Consider the following 20,602-nt stretch of genomic DNA (forward strand, 5'->3'; position numbering starts at 1 on the left):
CGGCGCGCCCGCGGCGGCCTGGGTGCGCACACCCACCGCCTTGGTGCCCACGGCGCCCAGGGCCGCCGCGCCCAGCAGCACGCCGCCGGTCGCGCCCAGACCCGAACCGCCGGTGCCGATCATGGCCACGGTCGGGGCGACCAGGCGCATGAGGGCGGGCAGGACGAAGGCCACGCTGCACAGCAGTACGATCGCGACCAGCATGCGCTGCGCCTGCTCGGCGTCGGGCAGTCCGGCGGTGGACGACAGCTCGTCGGTGTTGCCGACCGCGATGAAGGCGATCATGTACACGATCGCGGCCACCGGTTTCCACAGCATGAACGCGATGATCCAGCTCAGCAGCTTCGGATAGGACTGCTTACCCATACTCGTGCCGGAGGCCGCAGCGGCCAGCGGCAGCATGCCCGCGGCCACCACCAGCAACCCCTGCCGGACGATCGCCAGCACGATCTGCGCGAGCGCGCCCAGCAATCCGACCACCGCGATGATGAGCACCAGACCGGGCGAGAACGCCTGCAGCTTCGCCGTTTTCACCATGAACTCGGCGATGTTCTTGGCGTTGCCGTCGGTGGCGTCCTGAATCACCCACGCGGAGAAGCGGTCCGAGGCCTGGGTGCCCGCCACGATCACGGCGCCGAGCATCCACGAACTGAATATGACGCGGGCGAACATCCGGAACGATTCGCCGGCCTCGTTCATCGCGGCGCCGCGTCTGGCCTCCGCCAGTCTGGCGCCGGAGAGGATCACCGACACTATGAGTAAGAGGATCTGAGCCTGATACGTGTAGTCGTTGATCTTCTGGAACAGCGCTCCGCCGTCGCTTATTCGCTCGTTGGGCACCTTCATCCAGAAGGTCAGCGCCAGGATCAGCGCCTGGCCGAGCCCGTTCATCAACGAGTCGACCACCTTGCCGAAGGTGGAGTCCCACGCCTTGTCGCGCACGGCGCCCGCGGCGTCACCCGGGTGTGTGGCGGCGTTGCCCGCCTTGCAGGCGGCCGAGGCGGCGTCGCCGAGCGACACGCCCGGCAGGCCGAGGCCGTCCAGATCGTCGTGGATGTCGTTGCAGGTCTGATCGAACCCGTAGGTCTGTCCGTACGCCACCGTCGGTGTCGCGACCATGACGGTGAACACGACCGCAAGGATCGTGACGAGACGTCTCACCATGTCGTCCACCCCTCGATGCTTCGCAGTGAATCGATCCGGACCAGTTGTTGCCCGTTCACAGCCGTCAACTTCCAATCGCCGTCGCGCCAGACGACCGCAAGACGCGTGCCCACCCATGTCGGTTGGCCATCGATGACTTCTCGTGCCTTTCTCGCGATATCGACCATCGCGTGATCGTCGGTATAACTCTCGACGCGAAACGCGTCCGAGGCGAACAAGAGCGGCGTCAGCTTCTCGGGCAGGCGTTGCGACACCTTGCCCGCGGCCACCAGCCGATCGTATTCGGCCAGATACTCCGGCGACGCCGCCACGAGCCGCAGCAGCAGTTCGCGGTCGGTCGGATTGGCGTTGGTACGCCAGTAGTGCTGTTCTGCGGCCAGCACCGCACCCTGCGGCGTGTGGGCGTACCCCACCGCCGCCTTGCCCTCGATCCGGCTCGGGCCGTCGGAGGCGGAGAATCGCACCACCGGCCCGCCGAAGATCCGCTGCCAGACCCCTTCTCCCTGAACGGGACTCGGCGCCGCCGTGAGCCACTGCGGATCGTCGGGGCGGCGCTGCGCCGCCGGATCCTGGGCGAGCGGCTGTCCCGCGGGGTCGTTCGGGATGTCGACGCGGCGGCCGAACATATCGGCGTCGGCGGGGCCGAAGCCCGGCGCGGCGGCCACCGCGCTCGTGCTCACCACCGGCGTCGGGTCCGCGGCCGACACCGTGGCGTGCCCGTCGCGGCGCATGGTCACCACGGTCACCGTGACCGCCAGCGCAACGGTCAGCACCGCCGCGAAACCCAGCAGCCGCACCGAGATTCCGCCGCCCGCTCCCCCGGGGCCCGGCCCGCTCACCATGACGTCCACCCCGCGATCGAGTCGATGTACTCGGTCGGCGAGCCCTTGGACTCGGTCGGCTTGAGCCGCCAGTCGCCCGCATCCCACACCATCACCAGCCGGATCGCCGCCCACAGCTGCTTGCCGTCGGAGACCGGGCCGCGCGCGGCCAGCCGCACGATGGCCATATCGTCGGCGTAGTTCTCGACCCGGAAAGCGTCCGGCGCGACCAGATAGCGGGTGATCCGCTCCGGCTGCTGCTCGGGGAGTTTTCCGGCCTTCAGCGCCTTGTCGTAGGCCGCCTGCTGCTGCGCGGACACCCGGACCTGTCCGGTGTACAGATTCCGGTCGGCGGGACGGGCGTTGAGGCGGTAGGTGATCTGCGCCGCCGCCAGCGCCGCGCCCTGCGGGGTGTGCGAATACCCGACGGCCAGGCCGTTCTCGTCGATACGGGTGGGCCCGTCGCTGGTGGAGAACGGGACCGACGCGCCGTAGACCCGCTGCCAGCCGCGCGGATCGGTGGTGCCCGCGGGGGCGGCGGTCAGCCAGTCGTCCTCGGTCGGGCTCTTCTCCTTCGACGGATCCTGCGACAGCACCTGTCCGGCGGGGTTGTTCGGGATGTCCACCCGGCGGCCGAACAGGTCGACCTCGGGTGCGGCGAAGCCCGTGGCGCCACTCCCCGCGACCGGCGACGGCCCGGATTCGGGCGACCGGTGCTCACCGGAGTCGTCGCGCCCGACGTACATGAACACCCCGACCACGACGATCAGCGCGAGCACCGCGGCGGAGGCGATGACGCCGAAGGAGACGCTGCGGTCGGACCCGGTATAGGAACCGGCCGCATCCTTCTCTGTCATGTCGGAGCCTCCAGTGTCACGATGTCGGTGGGCGTTTGGTCGATGGACTCGACCGGCCGCGCGGCGGCGTCCGGATCGGGCAGGCGTAACCTCCAGTCCTCTGCGAACCATTCGACGGTCGTGTGGTTCACCGCACGCGAGCCGTCGGAGTATTCGGTGTAGACGTCCACGGTCGATCTGTCCTGGGTGTAGTCGGTGACGCGGTAGCCGAGCACGCGCGGCGCGTACTGCTGTGCCGCCGGGCCGGTGATCGACAGCTGCACGCGGTTGACCGACCAGTCGTCGCGGGCCGGGCCGGGCACGACCTCACGCGCGACCACCGCCGACCACTGGTTGTCGGTGGCCACCGACAACCGCACCGAATGCGTGATGGCCGCGACCGCCGCACCCGAGGGGGTGTGGTCGAATCCGGTTGCGGCGCCGTCGCTGTCGTTCCTGGGGCCCTGATCGGTGACCGGCAGGGCGACGCCCTGATACGGCTGCCAGCGCACACCGCTGGGCGGCCGCGCCGGATCCGGTCGCGACGCACCGCCGTCGTCTCCCCCGCAGCCGGCGGCCGCCAGCACGGCGGCGCCGAGCACGCCCGCGGCGGCGCGGCGGATACGCAGGGTATTCACCGGGGTGTCGATCTCGGCCGAAGTCATGGGGCTCAACCGTTCACGTCGGCAGCACGGTCAGTGCGATCGCGCTCGCCGAACTGGCCACGATCGCGCCGATCAGGCTCATCACGATGCCGTGGGAGGCGTCGTTCACGGCCATGTCGTCGCGCATCGCCGACCACAGCCGCCCGGCCGAGATGATCATCCAGGCCAGGCAGAACAACAGCACCACCCACAGCAGCCAGTTGATGAGCTGCATGACGGGCTCGATCACATCGGCCGGTATCTGCTTGTAGGCAAGCACGGTCGCCGTGGCCATCAGCTACCGATGACCGCGTTCATGATGGTTCCGGCACTCGTCGCGATGATGCCGCCGATCATGGCGCCGGCCACCATCTTCGGCGACTCGAGGCCGCCTCCCGTCCACTTCTCCCATGCGAACTTGCCTCCCGCGTAGGTGATGCCCATGATTCCGGACAGCAGCACGAACCAGGTGAAATACCGGACCAACTTCAGCAATTTCTCCGAGGCCGGGGGCGCCTCGGGCGTCGGATTTCCGACTTGAGCGAGAACAGCACCGTACGTCTCGTGCACGGCCGCCAGGATGGTACTCATCGAGCGTCCTCTTCTTCTTCCAATTGCGAACTGCTAGTTACTTTCTCACGGATCACGTCGACGATGCTCGCACCGAGCTCGTCGACGCCGTGCGGAACCTCTTGCAGGGGATCGAGCTTGCGTTTCTTCTGCTGCGGCGGCGGGTCCGACGGCGACCACACCGGCAGCTGATCGGGTTCGACGAGCGTCCACTCCTCGTACCACGACACCTGCCACACCCGGCCGGCCAGCGAGCCGACCACATCGCGATAGCGGCGGATCTCGGCGGGCATCCGGCCCGGACGAGCGGCCACGGTGATCAGTCCGAGCACCTCGCTCGGACCGGCGAGCCCCGCGCGATGCTGGCGCAGGAGATCGTGGGCGCGGGCCAGCCCGGCGATGGTCTCGCGGGCGACCAGCACGACGAAGGGGGACTCCCGATCGAGCACCCCGGGCCAGCGGCGGTGGGAATCCGCGGCGGGCGCGAGCACGTGCGCCAGGGTGCTGGCGCCGGCGCCGCCGTGCACGCCGAGCAACCACACCAGCGGGGCGCGCCCGGCGCCGGGAACGGGCCGGTCCCAGACCGGCGCCCGGCGCGATTCGGGTGGTGCGACGACGCCCGCGGCGCCGGCCGGAGCGTCGGCGGCGGGACCGGCGGAGTCTCGAGAGTTCCGATGTTCCTTCATGGCCGCGGTCATGATGCCACCCCCGACACGAGCGTGCGATAGGCCCTGCGGGTGTCGGCGGCAAGGGCGTTGTGCCGCACCAGTTCTCCGCGCGCCAGCTGCGGGTCGTAGGGAATCTCGCGGATATCGCGCACCCAGCCGTTCAGATGTTCCCGCAGATGATCCGCGATCAGGGGCTCGTTGCCGGGCTGCTGGTGGGAGATCACGATCGTGGTGTCGCCGACGATGCCGCCGCCCTGCCCCTCGGCCGGGCCGCCGAATTCGTCGTCGAGCCATTCGAGGGTGACGCGCAGCCGGTTGGCGGCGTCCACGCGGGCCGGAATGGCCAGGACGAGAGCGATATCGGCGTCCTCCAGCAGCGGGCGCAGGTGCCGCCCGGCGATCGGGTTGCCGCCGTCGTAGACGGGGGTGTACCCCGCGTCGGCGACGGCGCGCGAGACGGTCAGGTAGGTCGCGCGGCGGCGCAGCGGGGCCGAATCGCGCCACAGCAGGCCGATTCCGGACGCGGCGTGCGACAGGCATTCCTTCAGCGGCGCGGGTTCGTCGTCGCCGCGGCCGTAGAGCCACTGCTGCAGGCTGATCGGGCTCAGGTGCTCGTCGGCGCCGCGCAGGGCCAGATCGCTACCGGAGGCCGTGGCGTCGACGGCGACGGTCGGCGCCCCCGAGGTGACGATCTCCCCGGCGATGCCGAGCGCGGTCGTGGTCGTGCCGGCGCCACCGCAGCCGCCGACCACCAGGATCGGGCGCGGCGAGCCGGCGTCGCCGCCGTCCTCGCGCCGCCCCTTCCGTAACCGCACCACCGGAGCCTTGGCGCGCGTCTGACGGCTCGCCGGGTCGCCCGCCTCGGGCGCCTCGTCGAGCCACCGGCTCCAGTCCTGTCCCATCGCTCAGCTCTCCTCTTACCCCGCCGCGATGCCCGTGATCAGGGTGCGGCCGCCGATCACCGCGGTGGTGACCGTCTGCTTGCCATAGGTCTTCGGCGCGCCGCCGGGGCGGCGCTCGGTGACCTCCACCGAATACTTGTCCTCGGTCACGGTCGACACGCGAACACAGTGTGCGGTGCCGAGCGGGACCGAGTCGATACCGCGCTGGATCACCGACGCGGGCGACAGGACCGTCCCGGGGGCGACGACCTCGAGCGCCCGCTCGGCGGACCGTTCGACGTAGTACGAGTACTGGAACCACATGATCGCGTCCGGACCGGAGGCGGTGCCGCCCGGTTCGGCGCCGCGCACCACGCGGTCGGCGCGCTCGGTCGGGCAGAACCCGGCCGCGCTCCCGTCGCCGGTGGCCGCCGTGAGGCGCACCGCGGGCGCGTTGAGGGAACCGGAATGCGTTGCGGCGCCGCGCGAGTGCAGCAGGTAGAGCGCGAGGGCGCCCGCGAGCCCGAGCAACAGCACGGCGATCACCAGCACGACCGCGGCGCGCAGCCGGTTCGGGCGGGCGCGCTCGCGCAGCGTGTGCGGGGAGGCGGCGCCCGGCCCGTCGCGCCCGATGCGGCCGGACCGGTCCGTCCCGGCGTGCGAGCGCCCCAGCGTGCGCGGCTCGGGATCCTCGTCGTCCCAGGGCAAGCGGACCACGGTGTCGTCGCGGGCCGGGTAGTCGTCGTCCGGGCCGGGAGCGTGGTCGCCCACCCAGTCGGTCCAGCCGCCGGTGAATTCGTCGCGGCCGGACGGGTCGGCGGCGAACGGGATGTCGAACGGTTCGGGTTCGGTCTCGCGGATGTAGTGCGGGTAGCGACCCGCACCGGAGCCCGCCTCGTCGTCGGCGAACGTCGGCTGCTCACCGGCGGGTGGCCGGACCGCGTCGCCCGGCGGCTCGAGCGCCGGGTACCAGCGCTCCAGATCTTTGTACGACTTCAACATTCCCCCATCCCCGCGGAGCCAGGCACGTGCGGCATCGTCGGACCTCTCGGCGATCAGTTCGTGGAGAACGGGTAGGCGTTGTCAGGGGTAGCAGCCGTGGGCGAGGTCGGCGGCACGCCGCCGGGGCCTGTCCCAAACGGAAATTGTCCCGTACCCGACGAATTCGGCGAACTCGACGCGCCGGGGGGCGGCATCAAGATTCCGGTAATCGTGCTGTTCGACGTACCTTTCTGTGGTTGGGAGGCGCCCTGTGCGCCGGACAGATCGCGGGCCGCGGCGGCGAACCAGTCGGCCGCGAACCGGACGGGAGCGTCGCCGTTGGCGTCCACGGCGGCGGTCGCATAGGCGCCGTGGCGTTGGACGGTGTCCCAGTAGCGCACCCAGGTGGCGGTGTCGAGCAGGTCCTTGTTGTCGGTGATGTTCTGGACGACCGCGTCGAACGACTCGGACACCAGGCGCGAGACCGTCGTCGGCGGGACCAGCTGGGTGACCGCACCGGTCAGCCTCGTGGCGAGCATGACCAGCGCGACGGGCGGGTTGGTCAGCGCGGCGCGCGCCAATTCGCCGATGGCGGCGGGGTTCAGCACCGTGCGCAGCGTCGTGCCCACCGCGTTGAGACCGATCACCCCGACCTTGAACATCGCACGCATCGGATCGGCGAGGGCGATGCGGCTGCGCGGATCGGAGGCCTCGGCGATGCGCTGCGAGATGGACTGCCGCGGCTGGTAGGACAGCGAGGCCGGCGTGGTGCCGCCGATATCGGAGTTCACCACCGTGGACGCGGTTTTGATCGACGTGAACGCCAGGGCCTGCGAGATCGACACCAGGGCGTTGATCGGGTCGCCGCCCGACAGTGTGGACTGGCCCGCCACATTCGCGACCGCGCGCAGGATCGGGGCGCCGGCGGGCGCGTCACAGGCGAGATCGCCCGCGGCGCAGAAGCTCGCGACCCTGCCGGTCAGCGCGCCGAAGTCGGCGGCGCGGTCGCGGTCGGGCCCGATGCCGCCGCCGGTCGCGGGCTCCTGGGGCAGCGTCTGCAAGGCCGCGACCCGCTCGCCCCGGGTGCCCGGAGCGGCGTCGGGGGTGGACTTGCCGGGAGCGCCGGGGAACAGCGGCGCGCCGGTGTTGCGGGTCGGGTCGGCGAACAGGGCGACCGCGGCGATCTTCTCCGGGGGCAGGACGCCCTGGTGTGCGCCCACCTCCTGCGCGAACAGCGAGGCGACGTGCGCGCCTTGGGAATAGCCCGTGATGGCGAACCGGGTCTGCTCGCAGCGATCGGCGATCTGCCGCGCCATCCCCCGCAGCCGGCTCAGCCCGCCGGCCAGCGATTCCGAATACGGCGCCGCGCCACCGGGAACCGCGCCGCCGAAGCCGGATTCGTAGGGCACGTAGGCGCGCTGGACCAGGCCGGTGTCGGGAGCCGCCGCCAGCAGCGGCAGGAAGACCTGCGACAACATGCCCGTATCGGTGGTCGGGGCGGCGTCGGGCGAGGATTCCCCGGTGCCCTGGATTCCCAAGGCGTACAGGGCGGGACAGGTGTCGATGGCGATCTTGGTGGTGGGACCGGGCTGCGCGTGCGCGGGCACGGCCCCGATCGACGTCGCGGCAGCGAGGGTGAGCGCGACCGCCGCCGGCATGCTCCAGGTTCTGCGCGTGGCCAGCAAGATCTGACCCCCTTCACCAGCTGTATGCATCAGTTCGGAGGGTCGGTGTCCCGGCGACCCGTCGTTGCGATGATCGCTGCCCCGCGACCGTCGCGCGTTCGAGTTACGCCGTTGCCGCGTGGCCCCGAAACGCAATAGACCGTAACAGAATCCAGCGAACACCGCAGTGCATCCTGCACATTGCGAACGCAGCGTCGGAAGAATTGACGTCGAAACGGCAAACCGACCGGAATTATTGTGGCCATCCTTACTATGGCCCGTCGGTTGTGGCAACCGTTCTGCGACTGCCGGAATACTAACGCCCCGAAGCCATCTCGGCGCGCGGTACGCGCCACAAAGCAGCAAATCCGCCGGATTCGAGTGGTGCTATGAATTAGCTAGTGCGCGGATGGCTTTCGAACGAAGCATCGATTTATCCTTTGACAGGCCATTTTTCACATTCGCCACAATTGCGCTGAATCGACAACGTCCCGTCTCCCGGCGCGCCGCGTAATCGGGGTCGCCGGGCCGTCCGGCCCCGCCCGGTGGCGGAAACAGGGTGGCGAGGATGTGGCGGAAGTCCGCGAGACACGCCGCCCGATGCCCGACAGCGGCCGGATAGGCGGGCAGACTGGCACGGTGGCGGATCTTCCGGTGGCGGCGGTGTCGTGCGCGTTCGTCGGTGCGGTGTTGTTCGCGGTGTCGGCGGTGGCGCAGCAGCGGGCGGCCGCGGAGGTGCCCGAGGGCGAGGCGTTCCTGGCGCGACTCGTGCGCAGCCCGCGCTGGTGGGCCGGGATCGTCGGGGACGCGGGCGGATTCGCGTTCCAGGTGGCGGCGCTGGCCCTGGGGTCGGTGCTGGTGGTGCAGCCGATCCTGGTCACCGCGCTGGTCTTCGCGCTGCCGCTGGCCGCGCACTACAGCGGCCGTCGGGTCAGCGCGCGGATGTGGGCGCAGGCGGTCGCGCTGTCGGTGGCGCTGGCGGTATTCCTCGTCGTCGGCGATCCGACGGAGGGCGTGACGAATGCGCCGTGGCGGGACTGGATCTGGCCGATGGGCCTGCTTCTGGGGGTCACCGCCGTAGGGGTTGTCGCCGGATTCACCGCGCGGAATCCGGCGGTGCGCGCTCTGCTGCTCGGAACCGCCGCCGGATTGTTGTTCGGACTCGCGGCGGCGCTCACCGGACATGTCACCGAGTTGTTCGGGCAGAGCGCGGGCGCGGTCCTCACGTCCTGGCAGCCCTACACCCTGGTCGCCTCCGGCATAGTCGGCTTGTACCTGCAGCAGCGCGGGTATCAGGTCGGCCCGCTCTCCGCATCGTTGCCCGCCTTCACGGTCGCCGAACCGCTCGGCGCGGCCTTCATCGGCATCACCGTCCTCGAGGAGCGCCTGCGCAGCGGTCCGGTCGGCACCGTCTTCGTTCTGCTGGCCGTCGTGGTGATGGGCGTCGAGGCGGTGCGGTTGTCACGGGCGCAGGCGGTGGAGGCTGTGGTGTCGGTGGAGTGATCCCGGCCGAAAGCACGCCGGGACGCCGAAAGCACGCCGGGACAAAGGGAATCAAATGAAGCTGCCGCCGCCGTTCACCGCGATGGTCTGGCCGGTGAGGTAGCCGTTGGTGAGCACCATGAGGACGGCCCGGCCGATTTCCTCCGGGGCGCCGATGCGGCCGACCGGCAGGCGGTCGGCGACGCCGGCTTCCTTGAGGGGCGCGGCCATCTCGGTGTCGACGAGGCCCGGCGCGACGGCGTTCACGGTGATGCCGTCGGCGGCCAGACGGGCGGAGTAGCCGCGGGTCAGGCCCTCCAGCCCGGCCTTGGACGCGTTGTAGTGCACGCCGACGCCTCCCGCGCCGCGGGCCGCCACCGAGGAGATGTTCACGATCCGGCCCCACCCGCGCGACCGCATGCCGGGAACGACCGTCTGGGTGCACAGGAACGCCGATTTCAGGTTCACGGCCAGGGTCTCGTCGAAGTCCGCCTCGGTGAGGTCGTCGAGGCCGCGGATGGTGGCGATTCCGGCGTTGTTGATCAGCACATCGATCGGCCCGAGCGCCGCGCCCACCCGCGCGGCCATCGCCTCCACCTCGGCCCGGTCGGCGACATTCGCGCGGACGGCGACGGCCGTGCCACCGGCCCGCTCGATCGCGGCGACGGTCGCGGCGGCCTCGTCCTCGCGCCCGCGATAGTTGACGGCGACCGCCGCGCCGGCGCGGGCCAGCGTCTGCGCGATCCCTCGTCCGATCCCTCGGGAACCACCGGTGACCAGGGCGACCCGGCCGTCGAGCGTGATAGCTGCATCCATGCCCCGCACGGTAGATCTTCGAGAGCGCTCCAGGTCAAGCGCCGGGCGGGACGGCTCAGGCCGCGGAGGTCACGCGGTAGACGTCGTACACGCCCTCCACATTGCGCACCACGTTCAGCAGGTGGCCCAGGTGTTTCGGATCGCCCATCTCGAAGGTGAACTTGCTGATGGCGACGCGGTCACCGGAGGTCATCACCGAGGCGGACAGAATGTTGACCTTCTCGTCGGCGAGCACCTTGGTGACATCCGAGAGCAGCCGCGTGCGGTCCAGGGCCTCGATCTGGATGGCGACCAGGAACACCGACGACGGCGAGGGCGCCCACTTCACGTCGATGATGCGTTCGGCCTGGGCTTGCAAGGAGTCGGCGTTGGTGCAGTCGGTGCGGTGCACGCTCACCGCTCCCCCGCGGGTCACGAAGCCCATGATCTCGTCGCCCGGGACCGGCGTGCAGCACTTGGCGAGTTTGGCGACCGTGCCCGGCGCGCCCGGAATCTCCACGCCCGCATCGCCACTCACGCGCTGGCGCGCGGGCAGGGTGGACGGGGTCGAGCGTTCGGCGAGTTCGTTCTCCACGTCGCCGACGCCGCCGAGCTGCGCCATCAGGCGCTGCACGACGGTGTGCGCCGAGACCTGGTTCTCACCGACGGCCGCGTACAGCGCGGAGATGTCGGTGTAGTGCAGTTCGTGCGCGAGGGCGCTCATGGCGTCGGCGCTCATCAGGCGCTGCAGCGGCAGTCCGGAGCGGCGGACCTCCTTGGAGATCTGCTCCTTACCGGCCTCGAGGGCCTCCTCGCGGCGTTCCTTGGCGAACCACTGCCGGATCTTGGCCTTGGCGCGCGGGGACACCACGAAGTTCTGCCAGTCGCGGCTCGGCCCGGCGTTCTGCGCCTTCGAGGTGAAGATCTCGACGACCTCACCGTTCTCCAGCTGCCGTTCCAGCGCGACCAGCCGGCCGTTGACGCGGGCGCCGATGCAGCGATGGCCGACCTCGGTGTGCACGGCGTAGGCGAAATCGACCGGCGTCGACTTCTGCGGCAGGGTGATGACATCGCCCTTCGGCGTGAAGACGAAGATCTCCGGCGACTTCAGGTCGAAACGCAGCGACTCCAGGAACTCGGCCGGGTCGGCCGCCTCCCGCTGCCAGTCGAGCAGCTGCCGCATCCACGCCATATCGTCGACCTCGGTCGAGTCGTTGGAGTGTTTGCCCCTGGTCTCCTTGTAGCGCCAGTGCGCGGCGATGCCGAATTCGGCGGTGCGGTGCATGTCCTGGGTGCGGATCTGCACCTCGAGCGGTTTGCCGTCCGGGCCCACGACGGTGGTGTGCAGCGACTGGTAGACGCCGTAGCGCGGCTGGGCGATGTAGTCCTTGAACCGGCCCGCCATCGGCTGCCACAGCGAGTGCACGACACCGACGGCGGCGTAGCAGTCGCGCACCTCGTCGCACAGGATGCGGATGCCGACCAGGTCGTGGATGTCGTCGAAGTCCTTACCCTTGACGATCATCTTCTGGTAGATCGACCAGTAGTGCTTGGGGCGGCCCTCGACGATGGCGTTGATGCGGCTGGCGGCCAGGGTGTTGACGATCTCGGCGCGCACCTTGGCCAGGTAGGTGTCGCGCGAGGGCGCGCGGTCGGCGACCAGGCGCACGATCTCGTCGTACTTCTTCGGGTGCAGGATCGCGAAGGCCAGATCCTCCAGCTCCCACTTGACCGTCGCCATACCGAGCCGATGGGCAAGCGGTGCAATGACTTCCAGCGTCTCGCGGGCCTTCTTGGCCTGCTTCTCCGGCGGCAGGAAACGCATGGTGCGCATGTTGTGCAGCCGGTCGGCGACCTTGATCACCAGCACGCGCGGGTCGCGGGCCATCGCGATGATCATCTTGCGGATGGTCTCGGCCTCGGCGGCCGCGCCCAGGTTGACCTTGTCGAGTTTGGTGACGCCGTCGACCAGATGCGCCACCTCGGGACCGAAGTCGCGGGTGAGTTCCTCGAGCGAGTAGCCGGTGTCCTCGACGGTGTCGTGCAGCAGCGCGGCGACGAGGGTGGTGGTGTCCATGCCGAGTTCGGCGAGAATGTTGGCGACCGCGAGCGGGTGGGTGATGTACGGGTCGCCGGATTTGCGGAACTGGTGGGCGTGCTTCTCGTCGGCGACGTCGAAGGCGCGCTGCAACAATTGCAGATTGGCCTTCGGGTACAGCTCGCGATGGACGGTGGCGAGCGGCTCGAGCACCGGTTTGACCGCGGAGATGCCGCGCTGACCGGTCATTCGCCGCGCCAGCCGGGCGCGCACGCGGCGCGAGGCGGAGGTGGGGACCGCGGCCGGGGCGCCGGGCTGCCGCATCGGCATATTGCGCGGGGTGGGCGACGACTGCGATTCGGGAGCCGGGGCGGCAGGAGACGGGGTAGCGCCGTTGCCGGGACTCGATTGCTCGGCATTCGCCTTTTCCAGATGCTGAGTCATGCCACCACCTCTCCTGGCTCGATCGGCACACCTTATCCGACCGGTCCAACCGCTCAGACCACCAACTTTAATCCGGTCGCAGGACACGCGCCGGGCTCCGAGGACACCCGGCCGCCGGAACGGACACCGAGCGCGCTGGTGAGGCGTGCCGCGGCCACCGCGGGCGCACCTTCCCGTTCGCTGGAATATGGCTGATACCCGCGTACTCCCGTCCGGTGTCACCGGACCGGGAGTCTCCTGCGTGACGACCGACACACTACCGGGCCGCGCTCACGCGGTCGCCCCCGTCCGGCCGCGGTGACGCTACTTCCGGCTCGACACGGAGGTCGGGACCGGCATGTGCAGGGCGAGCTGGCCCTAAGCACCGCATACTTATGCATGCGACGCTAACACCAGGGCAGGATGTAAGCGGTGTCAACTCTTGCTACAGTAGTGAGCCATGGCAACGTCGACCACCTCGTATCACCACGGCGATCTGCCCAATGCCCTGGTGCGGGCAGCGGTGGAACTGCTGGAAGAGGGCGGGGCGACCGAACTGTCGCTGCGCGCGGCGGCCAGGCGCGCGGGGGTGTCCACCGCCGCGCCCTACCGCCACTTCGCCGACCGCGACGCGCTGCTGTCCGCGGTCGCGGCGGTGGGCTATCAGGAACTCGCCGAACAGTTGGCCGCGGCACATCCCGCACAGGCCACGCCCGAGGGCCTGGCCGCCGTCGCGAACGCGTACGTCCGGTTCGCGCTGACGCGACCGGGAATGTTCCGCGTGATGTTCGCCGAACCGTGCGACCCGACCGGCCCGGAGCGGGTCGCGGCCACCGAGGCGATCACAGAGTACGTCGAATCGCTTGTGCGCCAAGCCTTCCCGGACGCCGACCCGGAGCCGATGGCGAACGCGGTGTGGGCCCTGGTCCACGGCCTGGCCTTCCTGCACCTGGACGGCAAGCTGGACGCCTCCTCGCCCCGGGCCGTGACCGAACGGGTCGACGCGGCGGTGTCCACCATCCTCGCGGCGGGGCGCGGCGGGGCGTAGCCCGTCGCATCGAGTCGAGCCCGCTGGACGAAACTCCCCAATTTGTTGCGTCGATATTTCGTATTCATTGTTTTCGCACGTCGCCCGGAGTACATAATTCCTACACTCTCTCCACCGCTCGCGGGTGATCTCGGAACAATCGGCAACACAGGAGATTTCGAAATGTTGGTTTCAAGTGCGATTCGAATCCTCGCGGGCAGCCCGCACGAGTGGCTCGTGGTGACCGACCCGGTCGTTCGATACCGACCGGACCGGATCTCCGGCCGCCGTTACCACGTCACGGTCTCGATTCCCACCGCGCACAACGGTTCCGAACCCGGCGCGTCCTCCGACACCGGCCGCTGAATACCCACGCGGGGTTCCCGGCCGGGAACCCCGCGTGACGACCGCCACACTTCCCTACCGCGACAGTTCGTTCGCGCGCTCGTACGCCGCCTGTTTTGGCCGCGCACCCGACGACCGGCACGGTCGGTTTATCGCGTACGACAAAATGCAGTATCGAAATGCAAGAACAGTCGTCGTTAACAATGGTAGACGGGGGGTGCGGCCCAGAAAGAGGGGTTCTCGAATCTCGGGGCGCGCAGATAACGTTCCATGACGTAATCTTCCTGAGACCCGAGACCGTATGGCACCGGATAGGGAGGCTGGAATGAACAGGGTTCTGGTGCCCAATATGAAATTGCAGCGTCTCTTGCAAATGTCCGGCATGACGCAGAGACACCTCGCTGACCTGCTGAATTCGCACGTCGAACGACGTGGTGGAAAGCCGGGACGCTACACCGACGAAACTATCAGACGTTACTTGCGTGGCGAACGTACATGGCCGAACCCTCGCTATCGAGAGGCCTTTCGCCACATCTTCGACGTGGAATCAGACCACGACTTGGGATTCTTCGACCAGCGGTCGACACCGCTGGTGGCCGACGAAACAGAGGAGGAACGGGTGCGCCGCTCGGACTTTTTTCGCGTGGCCCTGGGGACCGCGGCCGCGGTCGCCGTCTCGGTACCGCTGAAGGAGCTGACGGCGCTCACCCAGCCGACCCCGGTGCCCTCACTGGTCGGCAGAACCGAGATACAGCAGGTCATGAATACCGCGCGTGTCTTCAACAGCTGGGACAACACCTACGGCGGCGGCCTGGTCCGTGAGGCGGTGGCCGCCCAGCTCACCTACGCGGTCGACCTGCTCAACGCCCGATGCGCGCCGGAGCACCGGGCCGCCCTGCTCACCGCGGTGGGTTTCCTGGGACAGACCTCGGCCTGGATGGCCTTCGACGCCTTCGCCCACGACGACGCCCGGCGCATGCTCCGCCTGGCGCTGACCTGCGCCGAATGGGCCGGTGACGCGCATCTGCGCGCCGAGGTGCTGTCGCGGATGGCACGTCAGGCCATCTGGTGCAAGGATCCGGCCACCGGCCTGACGCTCGCCGAGCTGGCCCTGGAACGCGTCGGGCAGCTGACGCCGACCGAACGCGCCAACCTGCACGCGGTCCGGGCCCGGGCCCTGGCCGATATGCACCGCGTGGACGAAACCGTCCGCGCGGTCGGACAGGCCGACGACGAATTCGCCCATCGCAGCCCCGACAACGATCCGCCGTGGATGGCGTACTACGACGACGCGCAGCACGGCGGCGACACCGGGCACGCCCTGTTCGGCCTCGCTGTCCAGGGGCGATTCCGGTCGGAGGCGCGCCGGCGCCTGGAGACCGCCGTCGACGGTCACAGGGACGCCTATGTCCGTTCCCGCGCCTTCGCGCGCTTGAAACTGGCCTCGCTGGTGATGGCGACGGGCGCCCCCGACGAGGGTGCGGCGATCGGGCACTCGGCGCTCGACGACGCGGCCCATGTGCGGTCCCAGCGAGCCGATTGGTATCTGCGCGAACTGGATTCGCTCGCCGCGGCACGGGCCACCCCGCGCGAGGTGGCGGATCTGCGGCGGCGCCTGGGTGGCCTCACCGTGCGATGAGCGAGGAGTCCCGGACCCGGGCCGTACTCGAATCCGCTTGCGCCGCAGCCGGTTTGTGCGCCGAAGGCGCCGAGGTGATCAGTCTCGGCGAGAACGCCGTCTACCGGTTGCACGGAAGTATCGTCGCGCGCGTCTCGCGCCCGGGCCGCACGGCGGCGGCCGGGCGTGAGGTGGCGGTGTCGCGGTGGCTGGCGGAATCCGGGGTGCCGGCCGTGCGGGTGGCACCCCATCCCCCGCACCTGCCGGCGGTCGGCGACCGGCCGGTGGTGTTCTGGCGGGAGTTGCCGCCGCACCGCGTCAGCCGGCCGGAGGTGGTCGCGCGGGCGCTGCGGCACCTGCACAGCCTGCCGGTACCGGTCGGCGTCGGGCTCCAGGTGTTCCAGCCCTTCGCCCGGTTGAGCCAGCGAATCGACGCCGCGCCCGAGCTGTCCCGCGCGCATCGCCGCTGGATGCGCGCCCACCTCGACGGGCTCGAGCAGCGGTGGCGCGAGCGTCCGGAGGGCCTGCCCTGGCGCGCCATTCACGGCGACGCGCACGAGGGCAATATCGTCACCGCCGACTCCGGCGAGGCGATCGTGCTGGACCTGGAGCGGTTCTGCATCGGCCCGCCCGAATGGGATCTGGTGCAGACCGCGGTCAACCTGGCGACGTGCGGATGGATCACCGCCGACGAGTACGCGGCGTTCAGCGCCGAATACGGCGTCGATGTCATGGCGTGGGGCGGCTTCGAACTCCTGCGCGACATCCGCGAATTCAGGATGACGGCGTGGCTGATGCAGCAGGGGGCCGAGCGGCCGCACCTGCGCGAGCAGGCCGCCCACCGGCTCGCGTGCCTGCGCGGCGAGTGCGGTGAACGGCCTTGGCCGGGCTGGACGCCGGTGTACTGAGACCGGCCGCGCGGGCTACCCGCCGGTGGGTTCCGGCACCGGCAGGCTGTTCGTGTACGCCTCCCGGAGGATCCGGGCCAGCCCCGGCAGGGCGTTCACCACACCGTCGGGCTGCGACACCCAGCGCGCTCCCCAGCCCCGATCCGACCGCGGCAGCATCACCACCCGGCCGCGGTCGGCGACCGTCACTTCCCGATCCGCCAATACTTCCGCCAGGCACGACGGCACCGGGCAGTTCGGCCGGACCAGAAACGTCCAGCGGCTCTCGCGCGGGTCGCCGAGCACCGGTATCGGCATGGGCACGGCGGCGAGAACCTTCGCCCCGACCGGCGCCGGCATTGTCACCGCACCGAGTAGATCACTCGTCAACAGCGCGGGACGCTCCGAAATGATTCGAGCCGGAAGCGCATAGCGGCGCCGGTACATGTGGACGACATCGTGATCCGAGCGGCAGGATTCCAGCATTCCTCTCCTCCGATACTTCCGAGGTTCCGGCGTATCGAACTTTCCGTTGTCCGGCCGCCGTGATCGAATTGACTTGCGAGTAGGCTCCCGGACACGAACATCCCAGGGCCGCAGACCATGGTGATATTCGCGCGACAGCTTGCCAACCCCCCTAGGGCATCCCCCCTAAAAGCCCGATGACGATGATTTACGATCGGGCACGAACCAGGCGATCACTTTCCGATCATGATTCGGCCGAAAGGGGGGTCCGGTGATCGCCCACAAAGGGGGGTGTACAAATTTATCGATCGTGATAGAACTGTTGCGTTCCGCGGTAGCGCGGCCGATCCACGACAGGCTCGTCCAGTGATCGTGGTTCTCTGAAATCGGTTTCGAAGCACAGCCGGTTCCGATTCATCGACGCCCCCGCTCGGGCTCCGACCCGAGAATGGCGCGGCATCGAATACACCGCAGACCGTCGCAGCGGACACATTCTCAGAAGATGGACAACCGATGAATAGAGATGAGCAGATATCCGAAGGCTCGCCCGAGTCACGGAATTTGGCGGATTTGTTGTCGTCGATCGACGTCGGGGAGAGGGCGTTACGCGGCGTGACCACCGACATCGCGTCCATCGCTCCCCGGTCCGACCTCGCCGACGCGCCATCGCCCGTTCCGGCGCCCACGCCACCGATACTCCCCGAGCGGGCGACGGCTCTCTCGGCGGCCGAGCGCGCCGAACTGTACTCGCTACGTCTCGAGAACGACGCCCTGCGGCAGGCGAATCGACGGCTGAAGCTGGCCTCGCAGTACTTCGCCGCGAAATCCCGGAAACGACTATGACCGTGTGGTACACCGCAGTACTCACGGCGCCTCTGGCCGGCTGTCTGGCCGGTGTCGTGCTGGCATTGCTGAAAGCGAATCCCGACGACCGGCCCGTCGCCTGGACCCGGAACTGGAGTCACGACGCGCCGGGCACGCCGCTGACGGTCGTCGAGGCCCACCGCGAGATGCAACGCCATCGCGAATGCCTGCTCGAAGACTGCCCACGGAAAGCGAATGCCTTCGCCGTCCTGGTGAGTGCCGGCCGTGTCAAACCCGACTCGTCGAGACGAGGTGTCCCCGATGACCAGGAAACGGAATGAATCACCGCATCCGGACGATATGGACCTGCACGTCTCCTTCATCCACCGCAATCTGCGCGCCGATTACCGGATCTGCGCCACCGCCGCGGCGAATTTCCTGTCCGAATGGAAGCGCCGGCACGGTTCCGAGTCGATCACCATCGACATCGACACCGACCTGTCACCCACCTTCGAACGGATGCCGTGCGAACGACTCTTCCTGCACCCCTAGCCGTTCCGCTGCCGCCGGGCGTCGATCAGGCCGGGCGCATGACGACGATGCCGGGGGTCGACCGCACGTATTCGTCGAACGGGGAATCGACCACCTGCTCGTTCCGGTCGAGCGACGACGCGTTACGGAAGACCGGCCCGTTCGGAGTCTGGACGACGATGCCGACGTGGGTGACGTCCAGCCCGGCCTGATCGGCATAGGCGCCGACGTAGTCACCCGTGCGGAGCTGCCCCACGACGGCGTCGTCCACGGCGGACGCGGGTATGTAGGTGATATCCCGATCGACCACCGGAATGCCCGGAAGATAGTTCCCGCCACCGGCTTTCGCGTTGAGGTGCTGGGTCACGGTGACCGCGGCCGGGCTCACCGCCGAGGTGATGTCGGTGGCGGCGACGCGCGGGGTCGCCGCCCAATCGGTGAAGAAGTGCTTGCGATGGGTGAAATCGACTGTGCCACCGGCATATCGGGTGTTCACCAGCTCGGCGAGGAACTGGTCGCGATCCGACGACCGGCTCAGCGCCTCGACGTAGTCGAGCAGGGTGAAGCAGTCCACCCGACGGAAGTCGACCACCAGCTGCTCCGGCTCGGTGGCCGAGCCGATCAACATGTCCGCGCCGTACGGCGTGCCCAGGAACTGCCGCGACAGCAGTTCGATCAGCTCGCCGCGGCTCCGCGCGCCGCTCGCGACCTTGGCCGCCAGCAGTTCGTCGATCTTGCGCGCGGTGACGTCGTCGAGGGTCACCGTCCCGGCCGGAGCGGCCACGGCAGCGGGCAGCAGCGACGCGACGCCGCCCAGCAGCACCGTCACGACCAGCACGATACGAGCGACGACGCGCACAACGGCCTCCCGGACGAGTTCGGCGACCGGCGCGCGACGAAGCGGCCGGTCCGGCAGCGACGACGCTACCGTGCTCGCACACGGTACGCCGCCACCCGGTCCGGCCGCCTGATCCCCGTACTACTGCGCGGCGGCCTGCCGCCGCGGGAGCTTCCAGCCCGGCCGCGGGAAATGGCAGGTGTAGCCGTTCGGATACTTCTGCAGGTAGTCCTGGTGCTCGGGCTCGGCCTCCCAGAACTCGCTCGCCGGGGTCACCTCGGTGACGACCTTGCCCGGCCACAGCCCGGAGTCCTCGACGTCGGCGATGGTCTCCAGCGCGACGCGCTTCTGGTCCTCGTCGAGGTAGAAGATCGCGGACCGGTAGCTGCTACCGATGTCGTTGCCCTGGCGGTCCTTCGTGGTCGGATCGTGGATCTGGAAGAAGAACTCCAGCAGCGCCCGGTAGTCGGTCTGCGCGGGGTCGTAGACGATCTCCACGGCCTCGGCATGGCCCGGGTGGTTGCGGTAGGTGGGGTGGTCGTTGCGGCCGCCCGAGTAGCCGACCCGCGTCGAGAGCACGCCCGGCTGCTTGCGGATCAGCTCCTCCATGCCCCAGAAACAGCCACCGGCCAGAATCGCCCGCCGCGTGTCGGTCATGCGTCCTCCTTCGTGAAGAGAGCCTTGTACTGCCCATATCCTTGCGCCTCGAGATCGTCGAGGGGAACGAACCGCAGCGCCGCCGAATTGATGCAGTACCGCAGCCCGCCCGCGTCGCGGGGCCCGTCGGGGAAGACGTGCCCGAGATGGCTGTCGCCGAAGACGGAACGGACCTCGGTGCGAACCATCAGATGGCTGGTGTCCCGCTTCTCGGCGACCGTCGCGGTATCGATCGGCTTGGTGAAGCTCGGCCATCCCGACCCGCTGTCGAATTTGTCCACCGAGGCGAACAACGGCTCACCGGACACCACGTCCACGTAGATGCCCGGCTCGTGATTGTCCCAGTATTCCCCGGTGAACGGCCGTTCGGTGCCGTCCTCCTGGGTGACGTGGTACTGCTCGGGCGAGAGGGCGGCGACGGCCGCGGGGTTCCGGTTGTACTCCTGTGCCACATGACCTCCTC

General features: G+C 69.2%; 24 protein-coding genes. 8 read left to right on the forward strand and 16 right to left on the reverse strand.

Features of this window, described 5'->3' with window-relative positions:
- The 10 genes from ON41_RS18350 to ON41_RS18395 form a co-directional block, all read right to left on the reverse strand.
- On the reverse strand, positions 1 to 1,164 hold a 1,164-nt coding region (locus ON41_RS18350), incomplete at its 3' end, for a hypothetical protein (RefSeq protein WP_040749016.1).
- Positions 1,158 to 2,006, reverse strand: a complete 849-nt coding sequence (locus ON41_RS18355) for a DUF8175 domain-containg protein (protein ID WP_157185522.1) — start codon at positions 2,004 to 2,006, stop codon at positions 1,158 to 1,160. The genes ON41_RS18350 and ON41_RS18355, both read right to left, overlap by 7 nt.
- Positions 2,000 to 2,842 carry a DUF8175 domain-containg protein gene (locus ON41_RS18360; RefSeq protein WP_040748907.1) on the reverse strand — a complete coding sequence of 281 codons (843 nt, stop codon included), beginning with the start codon at positions 2,840 to 2,842 and terminating at the stop codon, positions 2,000 to 2,002. The genes ON41_RS18355 and ON41_RS18360 overlap by 7 nt, the downstream gene beginning before the upstream one ends.
- Positions 2,839 to 3,486: a DUF8175 domain-containg protein gene (locus ON41_RS18365; protein WP_051161824.1), complete on the reverse strand. Its 648-nt coding sequence runs from the start codon at positions 3,484 to 3,486 to the stop codon at positions 2,839 to 2,841. The genes ON41_RS18360 and ON41_RS18365 overlap by 4 nt, the downstream gene beginning before the upstream one ends.
- A gap of 13 nt (positions 3,487 to 3,499) precedes the next feature.
- Positions 3,500 to 3,760, reverse strand: coding sequence for a hypothetical protein (locus tag ON41_RS18370; RefSeq protein WP_040748908.1), 261 nt, complete (start codon positions 3,758 to 3,760; stop codon positions 3,500 to 3,502).
- Positions 3,760 to 4,056 carry a hypothetical protein gene (locus ON41_RS18375; protein ID WP_040748909.1) on the reverse strand — a complete coding sequence of 99 codons (297 nt, stop codon included), beginning with the start codon at positions 4,054 to 4,056 and terminating at the stop codon, positions 3,760 to 3,762. Before ON41_RS18375 ends, ON41_RS18370 begins: the two co-directional genes overlap by 1 nt.
- Entirely contained in the window at positions 4,053 to 4,733 is a 681-nt protein-coding gene (locus ON41_RS18380) for a hypothetical protein (protein WP_246461598.1), read from the reverse strand. The genes ON41_RS18375 and ON41_RS18380 overlap by 4 nt, the downstream gene beginning before the upstream one ends.
- Complete coding sequence (locus tag ON41_RS18385) at positions 4,730 to 5,605, reverse strand: MinD/ParA family ATP-binding protein (protein WP_040748910.1); 876 nt, start codon at positions 5,603 to 5,605, stop codon at positions 4,730 to 4,732. Before ON41_RS18385 ends, ON41_RS18380 begins: the two co-directional genes overlap by 4 nt.
- 15 nt (positions 5,606 to 5,620) lie before the next feature.
- The gene (locus ON41_RS18390; RefSeq protein WP_040748911.1) at positions 5,621 to 6,586 is read right to left on the reverse strand and encodes a DUF8176 domain-containing protein; all 966 of its coding nucleotides are present in this window, start codon (positions 6,584 to 6,586) and stop codon (positions 5,621 to 5,623) included.
- A 53-nt stretch (positions 6,587 to 6,639) separates the two neighbouring features.
- Positions 6,640 to 8,223: a cutinase family protein gene (locus ON41_RS18395; protein WP_040749020.1), complete on the reverse strand. Its 1,584-nt coding sequence runs from the start codon at positions 8,221 to 8,223 to the stop codon at positions 6,640 to 6,642.
- A 606-nt stretch (positions 8,224 to 8,829) separates the two neighbouring features.
- Here ON41_RS18395 and ON41_RS18400 point away from each other — a divergent pair.
- A complete protein-coding gene (locus ON41_RS18400) occupies positions 8,830 to 9,732 on the forward strand; it encodes a DMT family transporter (RefSeq protein ID WP_051161873.1) in 903 nt (300 codons plus the stop codon).
- A gap of 51 nt (positions 9,733 to 9,783) precedes the next feature.
- On the opposite strand, the gene ON41_RS18405 is transcribed toward ON41_RS18400, so the two are convergent.
- Both ON41_RS18405 and ON41_RS18410 read right to left on the reverse strand, forming a co-directional pair.
- The gene (locus ON41_RS18405; RefSeq protein ID WP_040748912.1) at positions 9,784 to 10,527 is read right to left on the reverse strand and encodes an SDR family NAD(P)-dependent oxidoreductase; all 744 of its coding nucleotides are present in this window, start codon (positions 10,525 to 10,527) and stop codon (positions 9,784 to 9,786) included.
- 55 nt (positions 10,528 to 10,582) lie between these two features.
- Positions 10,583 to 12,874, reverse strand: a complete 2,292-nt coding sequence (locus ON41_RS18410; RefSeq protein WP_276325741.1) for a RelA/SpoT family protein — start codon at positions 12,872 to 12,874, stop codon at positions 10,583 to 10,585.
- Between the two features lie 553 nt (positions 12,875 to 13,427).
- On the opposite strand from ON41_RS18410, the gene ON41_RS18415 reads away from it, so the two are divergent.
- The 4 genes from ON41_RS18415 (at position 13,428) to ON41_RS18425 (ending at position 16,865) form a co-directional block, all read left to right on the forward strand.
- Positions 13,428 to 14,015, forward strand: coding sequence for a TetR/AcrR family transcriptional regulator (locus ON41_RS18415; protein ID WP_040748914.1), 588 nt, complete (start codon positions 13,428 to 13,430; stop codon positions 14,013 to 14,015).
- A 162-nt stretch (positions 14,016 to 14,177) separates the two neighbouring features.
- Positions 14,178 to 14,360, forward strand: a complete 183-nt coding sequence (locus ON41_RS41645; protein WP_157185523.1) for a hypothetical protein — start codon at positions 14,178 to 14,180, stop codon at positions 14,358 to 14,360.
- Between the two features lie 328 nt (positions 14,361 to 14,688).
- The gene (locus tag ON41_RS18420) at positions 14,689 to 15,978 is read left to right on the forward strand and encodes an NsdA family TPR-like regulatory protein (RefSeq protein ID WP_506339398.1); all 1,290 of its coding nucleotides are present in this window, start codon (positions 14,689 to 14,691) and stop codon (positions 15,976 to 15,978) included.
- On the forward strand, positions 15,975 to 16,865 hold the full coding sequence (locus tag ON41_RS18425; protein WP_040748915.1) for a phosphotransferase enzyme family protein: 891 nt from the start codon (positions 15,975 to 15,977) through the stop codon (positions 16,863 to 16,865). The genes ON41_RS18420 and ON41_RS18425 overlap by 4 nt, the downstream gene beginning before the upstream one ends.
- A gap of 15 nt (positions 16,866 to 16,880) precedes the next feature.
- Here ON41_RS18425 and ON41_RS18430 read toward each other — a convergent pair whose 3' ends face one another.
- A complete protein-coding gene (locus ON41_RS18430) occupies positions 16,881 to 17,210 on the reverse strand; it encodes a hypothetical protein (protein WP_157185525.1) in 330 nt (109 codons plus the stop codon).
- Between the two features lie 711 nt (positions 17,211 to 17,921).
- On the opposite strand from ON41_RS18430, the gene ON41_RS18435 reads away from it, so the two are divergent.
- Genes ON41_RS18435 through ON41_RS18445 form a run of 3 tightly spaced genes read left to right on the forward strand, consistent with a single transcriptional unit; the run spans position 17,922 to position 18,665 of the window.
- Entirely contained in the window at positions 17,922 to 18,152 is a 231-nt protein-coding gene (locus tag ON41_RS18435; RefSeq protein ID WP_040748916.1) for a hypothetical protein, read from the forward strand.
- A gap of 56 nt (positions 18,153 to 18,208) precedes the next feature.
- On the forward strand, positions 18,209 to 18,454 hold the full coding sequence (locus tag ON41_RS18440; RefSeq protein WP_157185526.1) for a hypothetical protein: 246 nt from the start codon (positions 18,209 to 18,211) through the stop codon (positions 18,452 to 18,454).
- Positions 18,435 to 18,665, forward strand: a complete 231-nt coding sequence (locus tag ON41_RS18445) for a hypothetical protein (protein ID WP_157185527.1) — start codon at positions 18,435 to 18,437, stop codon at positions 18,663 to 18,665. The genes ON41_RS18440 and ON41_RS18445 overlap by 20 nt, the downstream gene beginning before the upstream one ends.
- Before the next feature lie 25 nt (positions 18,666 to 18,690).
- Here ON41_RS18445 and ON41_RS18450 read toward each other — a convergent pair whose 3' ends face one another.
- From ON41_RS18450 to msrB, 3 genes are all read right to left on the reverse strand, one after another.
- Positions 18,691 to 19,503 (reverse strand): DUF1460 domain-containing protein, encoded by an 813-nt coding sequence (locus ON41_RS18450; protein WP_040748919.1) that lies wholly within the window; start codon positions 19,501 to 19,503, stop codon positions 18,691 to 18,693.
- 120 nt (positions 19,504 to 19,623) lie between these two features.
- Positions 19,624 to 20,139, reverse strand: coding sequence for a peptide-methionine (S)-S-oxide reductase MsrA (gene msrA / locus ON41_RS18455; RefSeq protein WP_040748920.1), 516 nt, complete (start codon positions 20,137 to 20,139; stop codon positions 19,624 to 19,626).
- The gene (gene msrB, locus ON41_RS18460; RefSeq protein ID WP_040748921.1) at positions 20,136 to 20,591 is read right to left on the reverse strand and encodes a peptide-methionine (R)-S-oxide reductase MsrB; all 456 of its coding nucleotides are present in this window, start codon (positions 20,589 to 20,591) and stop codon (positions 20,136 to 20,138) included. The genes msrA and msrB overlap by 4 nt, the downstream gene beginning before the upstream one ends.
- Between the last annotated feature and the right edge of the window lie 11 nt (positions 20,592 to 20,602).

Origin of the sequence: Nocardia transvalensis NBRC 15921, from assembly GCF_000308875.1 — a bacterium.
GTDB classification, from domain to species: Bacteria; Actinomycetota; Actinomycetes; order Mycobacteriales; family Mycobacteriaceae; genus Nocardia; species Nocardia transvalensis.

Excerpts from the sequence above, each read along its gene's own strand:
- ON41_RS18390 (WP_040748911.1), bottom strand. The coding sequence starts at position 6,586 with ATGTTGAAGTCGTACAAAGATCTGGAGCGCTGGTACCCGGCGCTCGAG.
- ON41_RS18395 (WP_040749020.1), bottom strand. The coding sequence starts at position 8,223 with ATGCCGGCGGCGGTCGCGCTCACCCTCGCTGCCGCGACGTCGATCGGG.
- ON41_RS18380 (WP_246461598.1), bottom strand. The coding sequence starts at position 4,733 with ATGACCGCGGCCATGAAGGAACATCGGAACTCTCGAGACTCCGCCGGT.
- ON41_RS18355 (WP_157185522.1), bottom strand. The coding sequence starts at position 2,006 with ATGGTGAGCGGGCCGGGCCCCGGGGGAGCGGGCGGCGGAATCTCGGTG.
- ON41_RS18405 (WP_040748912.1), bottom strand. The coding sequence starts at position 10,527 with ATGGATGCAGCTATCACGCTCGACGGCCGGGTCGCCCTGGTCACCGGT.
- ON41_RS18365 (WP_051161824.1), bottom strand. The coding sequence starts at position 3,486 with ATGACTTCGGCCGAGATCGACACCCCGGTGAATACCCTGCGTATCCGC.
- ON41_RS18410 (WP_276325741.1), bottom strand. The coding sequence starts at position 12,874 with ATGCCGATGCGGCAGCCCGGCGCCCCGGCCGCGGTCCCCACCTCCGCC.
- ON41_RS18385 (WP_040748910.1), bottom strand. The coding sequence starts at position 5,605 with ATGGGACAGGACTGGAGCCGGTGGCTCGACGAGGCGCCCGAGGCGGGC.
- ON41_RS18425 (WP_040748915.1), top strand. The coding sequence starts at position 15,975 with ATGAGCGAGGAGTCCCGGACCCGGGCCGTACTCGAATCCGCTTGCGCC.
- ON41_RS18370 (WP_040748908.1), bottom strand. The coding sequence starts at position 3,760 with ATGGCCACGGCGACCGTGCTTGCCTACAAGCAGATACCGGCCGATGTG.
- ON41_RS18400 (WP_051161873.1), top strand. The coding sequence starts at position 8,830 with ATGCCCGACAGCGGCCGGATAGGCGGGCAGACTGGCACGGTGGCGGAT.
- ON41_RS18420 (WP_506339398.1), top strand. The coding sequence starts at position 14,689 with ATGAAATTGCAGCGTCTCTTGCAAATGTCCGGCATGACGCAGAGACAC.
- ON41_RS18415 (WP_040748914.1), top strand. The coding sequence starts at position 13,428 with ATGGCAACGTCGACCACCTCGTATCACCACGGCGATCTGCCCAATGCC.
- ON41_RS18360 (WP_040748907.1), bottom strand. The coding sequence starts at position 2,842 with ATGACAGAGAAGGATGCGGCCGGTTCCTATACCGGGTCCGACCGCAGC.
- msrA (WP_040748920.1), bottom strand. The coding sequence starts at position 20,139 with ATGACCGACACGCGGCGGGCGATTCTGGCCGGTGGCTGTTTCTGGGGC.
- ON41_RS18445 (WP_157185527.1), top strand. The coding sequence starts at position 18,435 with ATGACCAGGAAACGGAATGAATCACCGCATCCGGACGATATGGACCTG.
- ON41_RS41645 (WP_157185523.1), top strand. The coding sequence starts at position 14,178 with ATGTTGGTTTCAAGTGCGATTCGAATCCTCGCGGGCAGCCCGCACGAG.
- ON41_RS18375 (WP_040748909.1), bottom strand. The coding sequence starts at position 4,056 with ATGAGTACCATCCTGGCGGCCGTGCACGAGACGTACGGTGCTGTTCTC.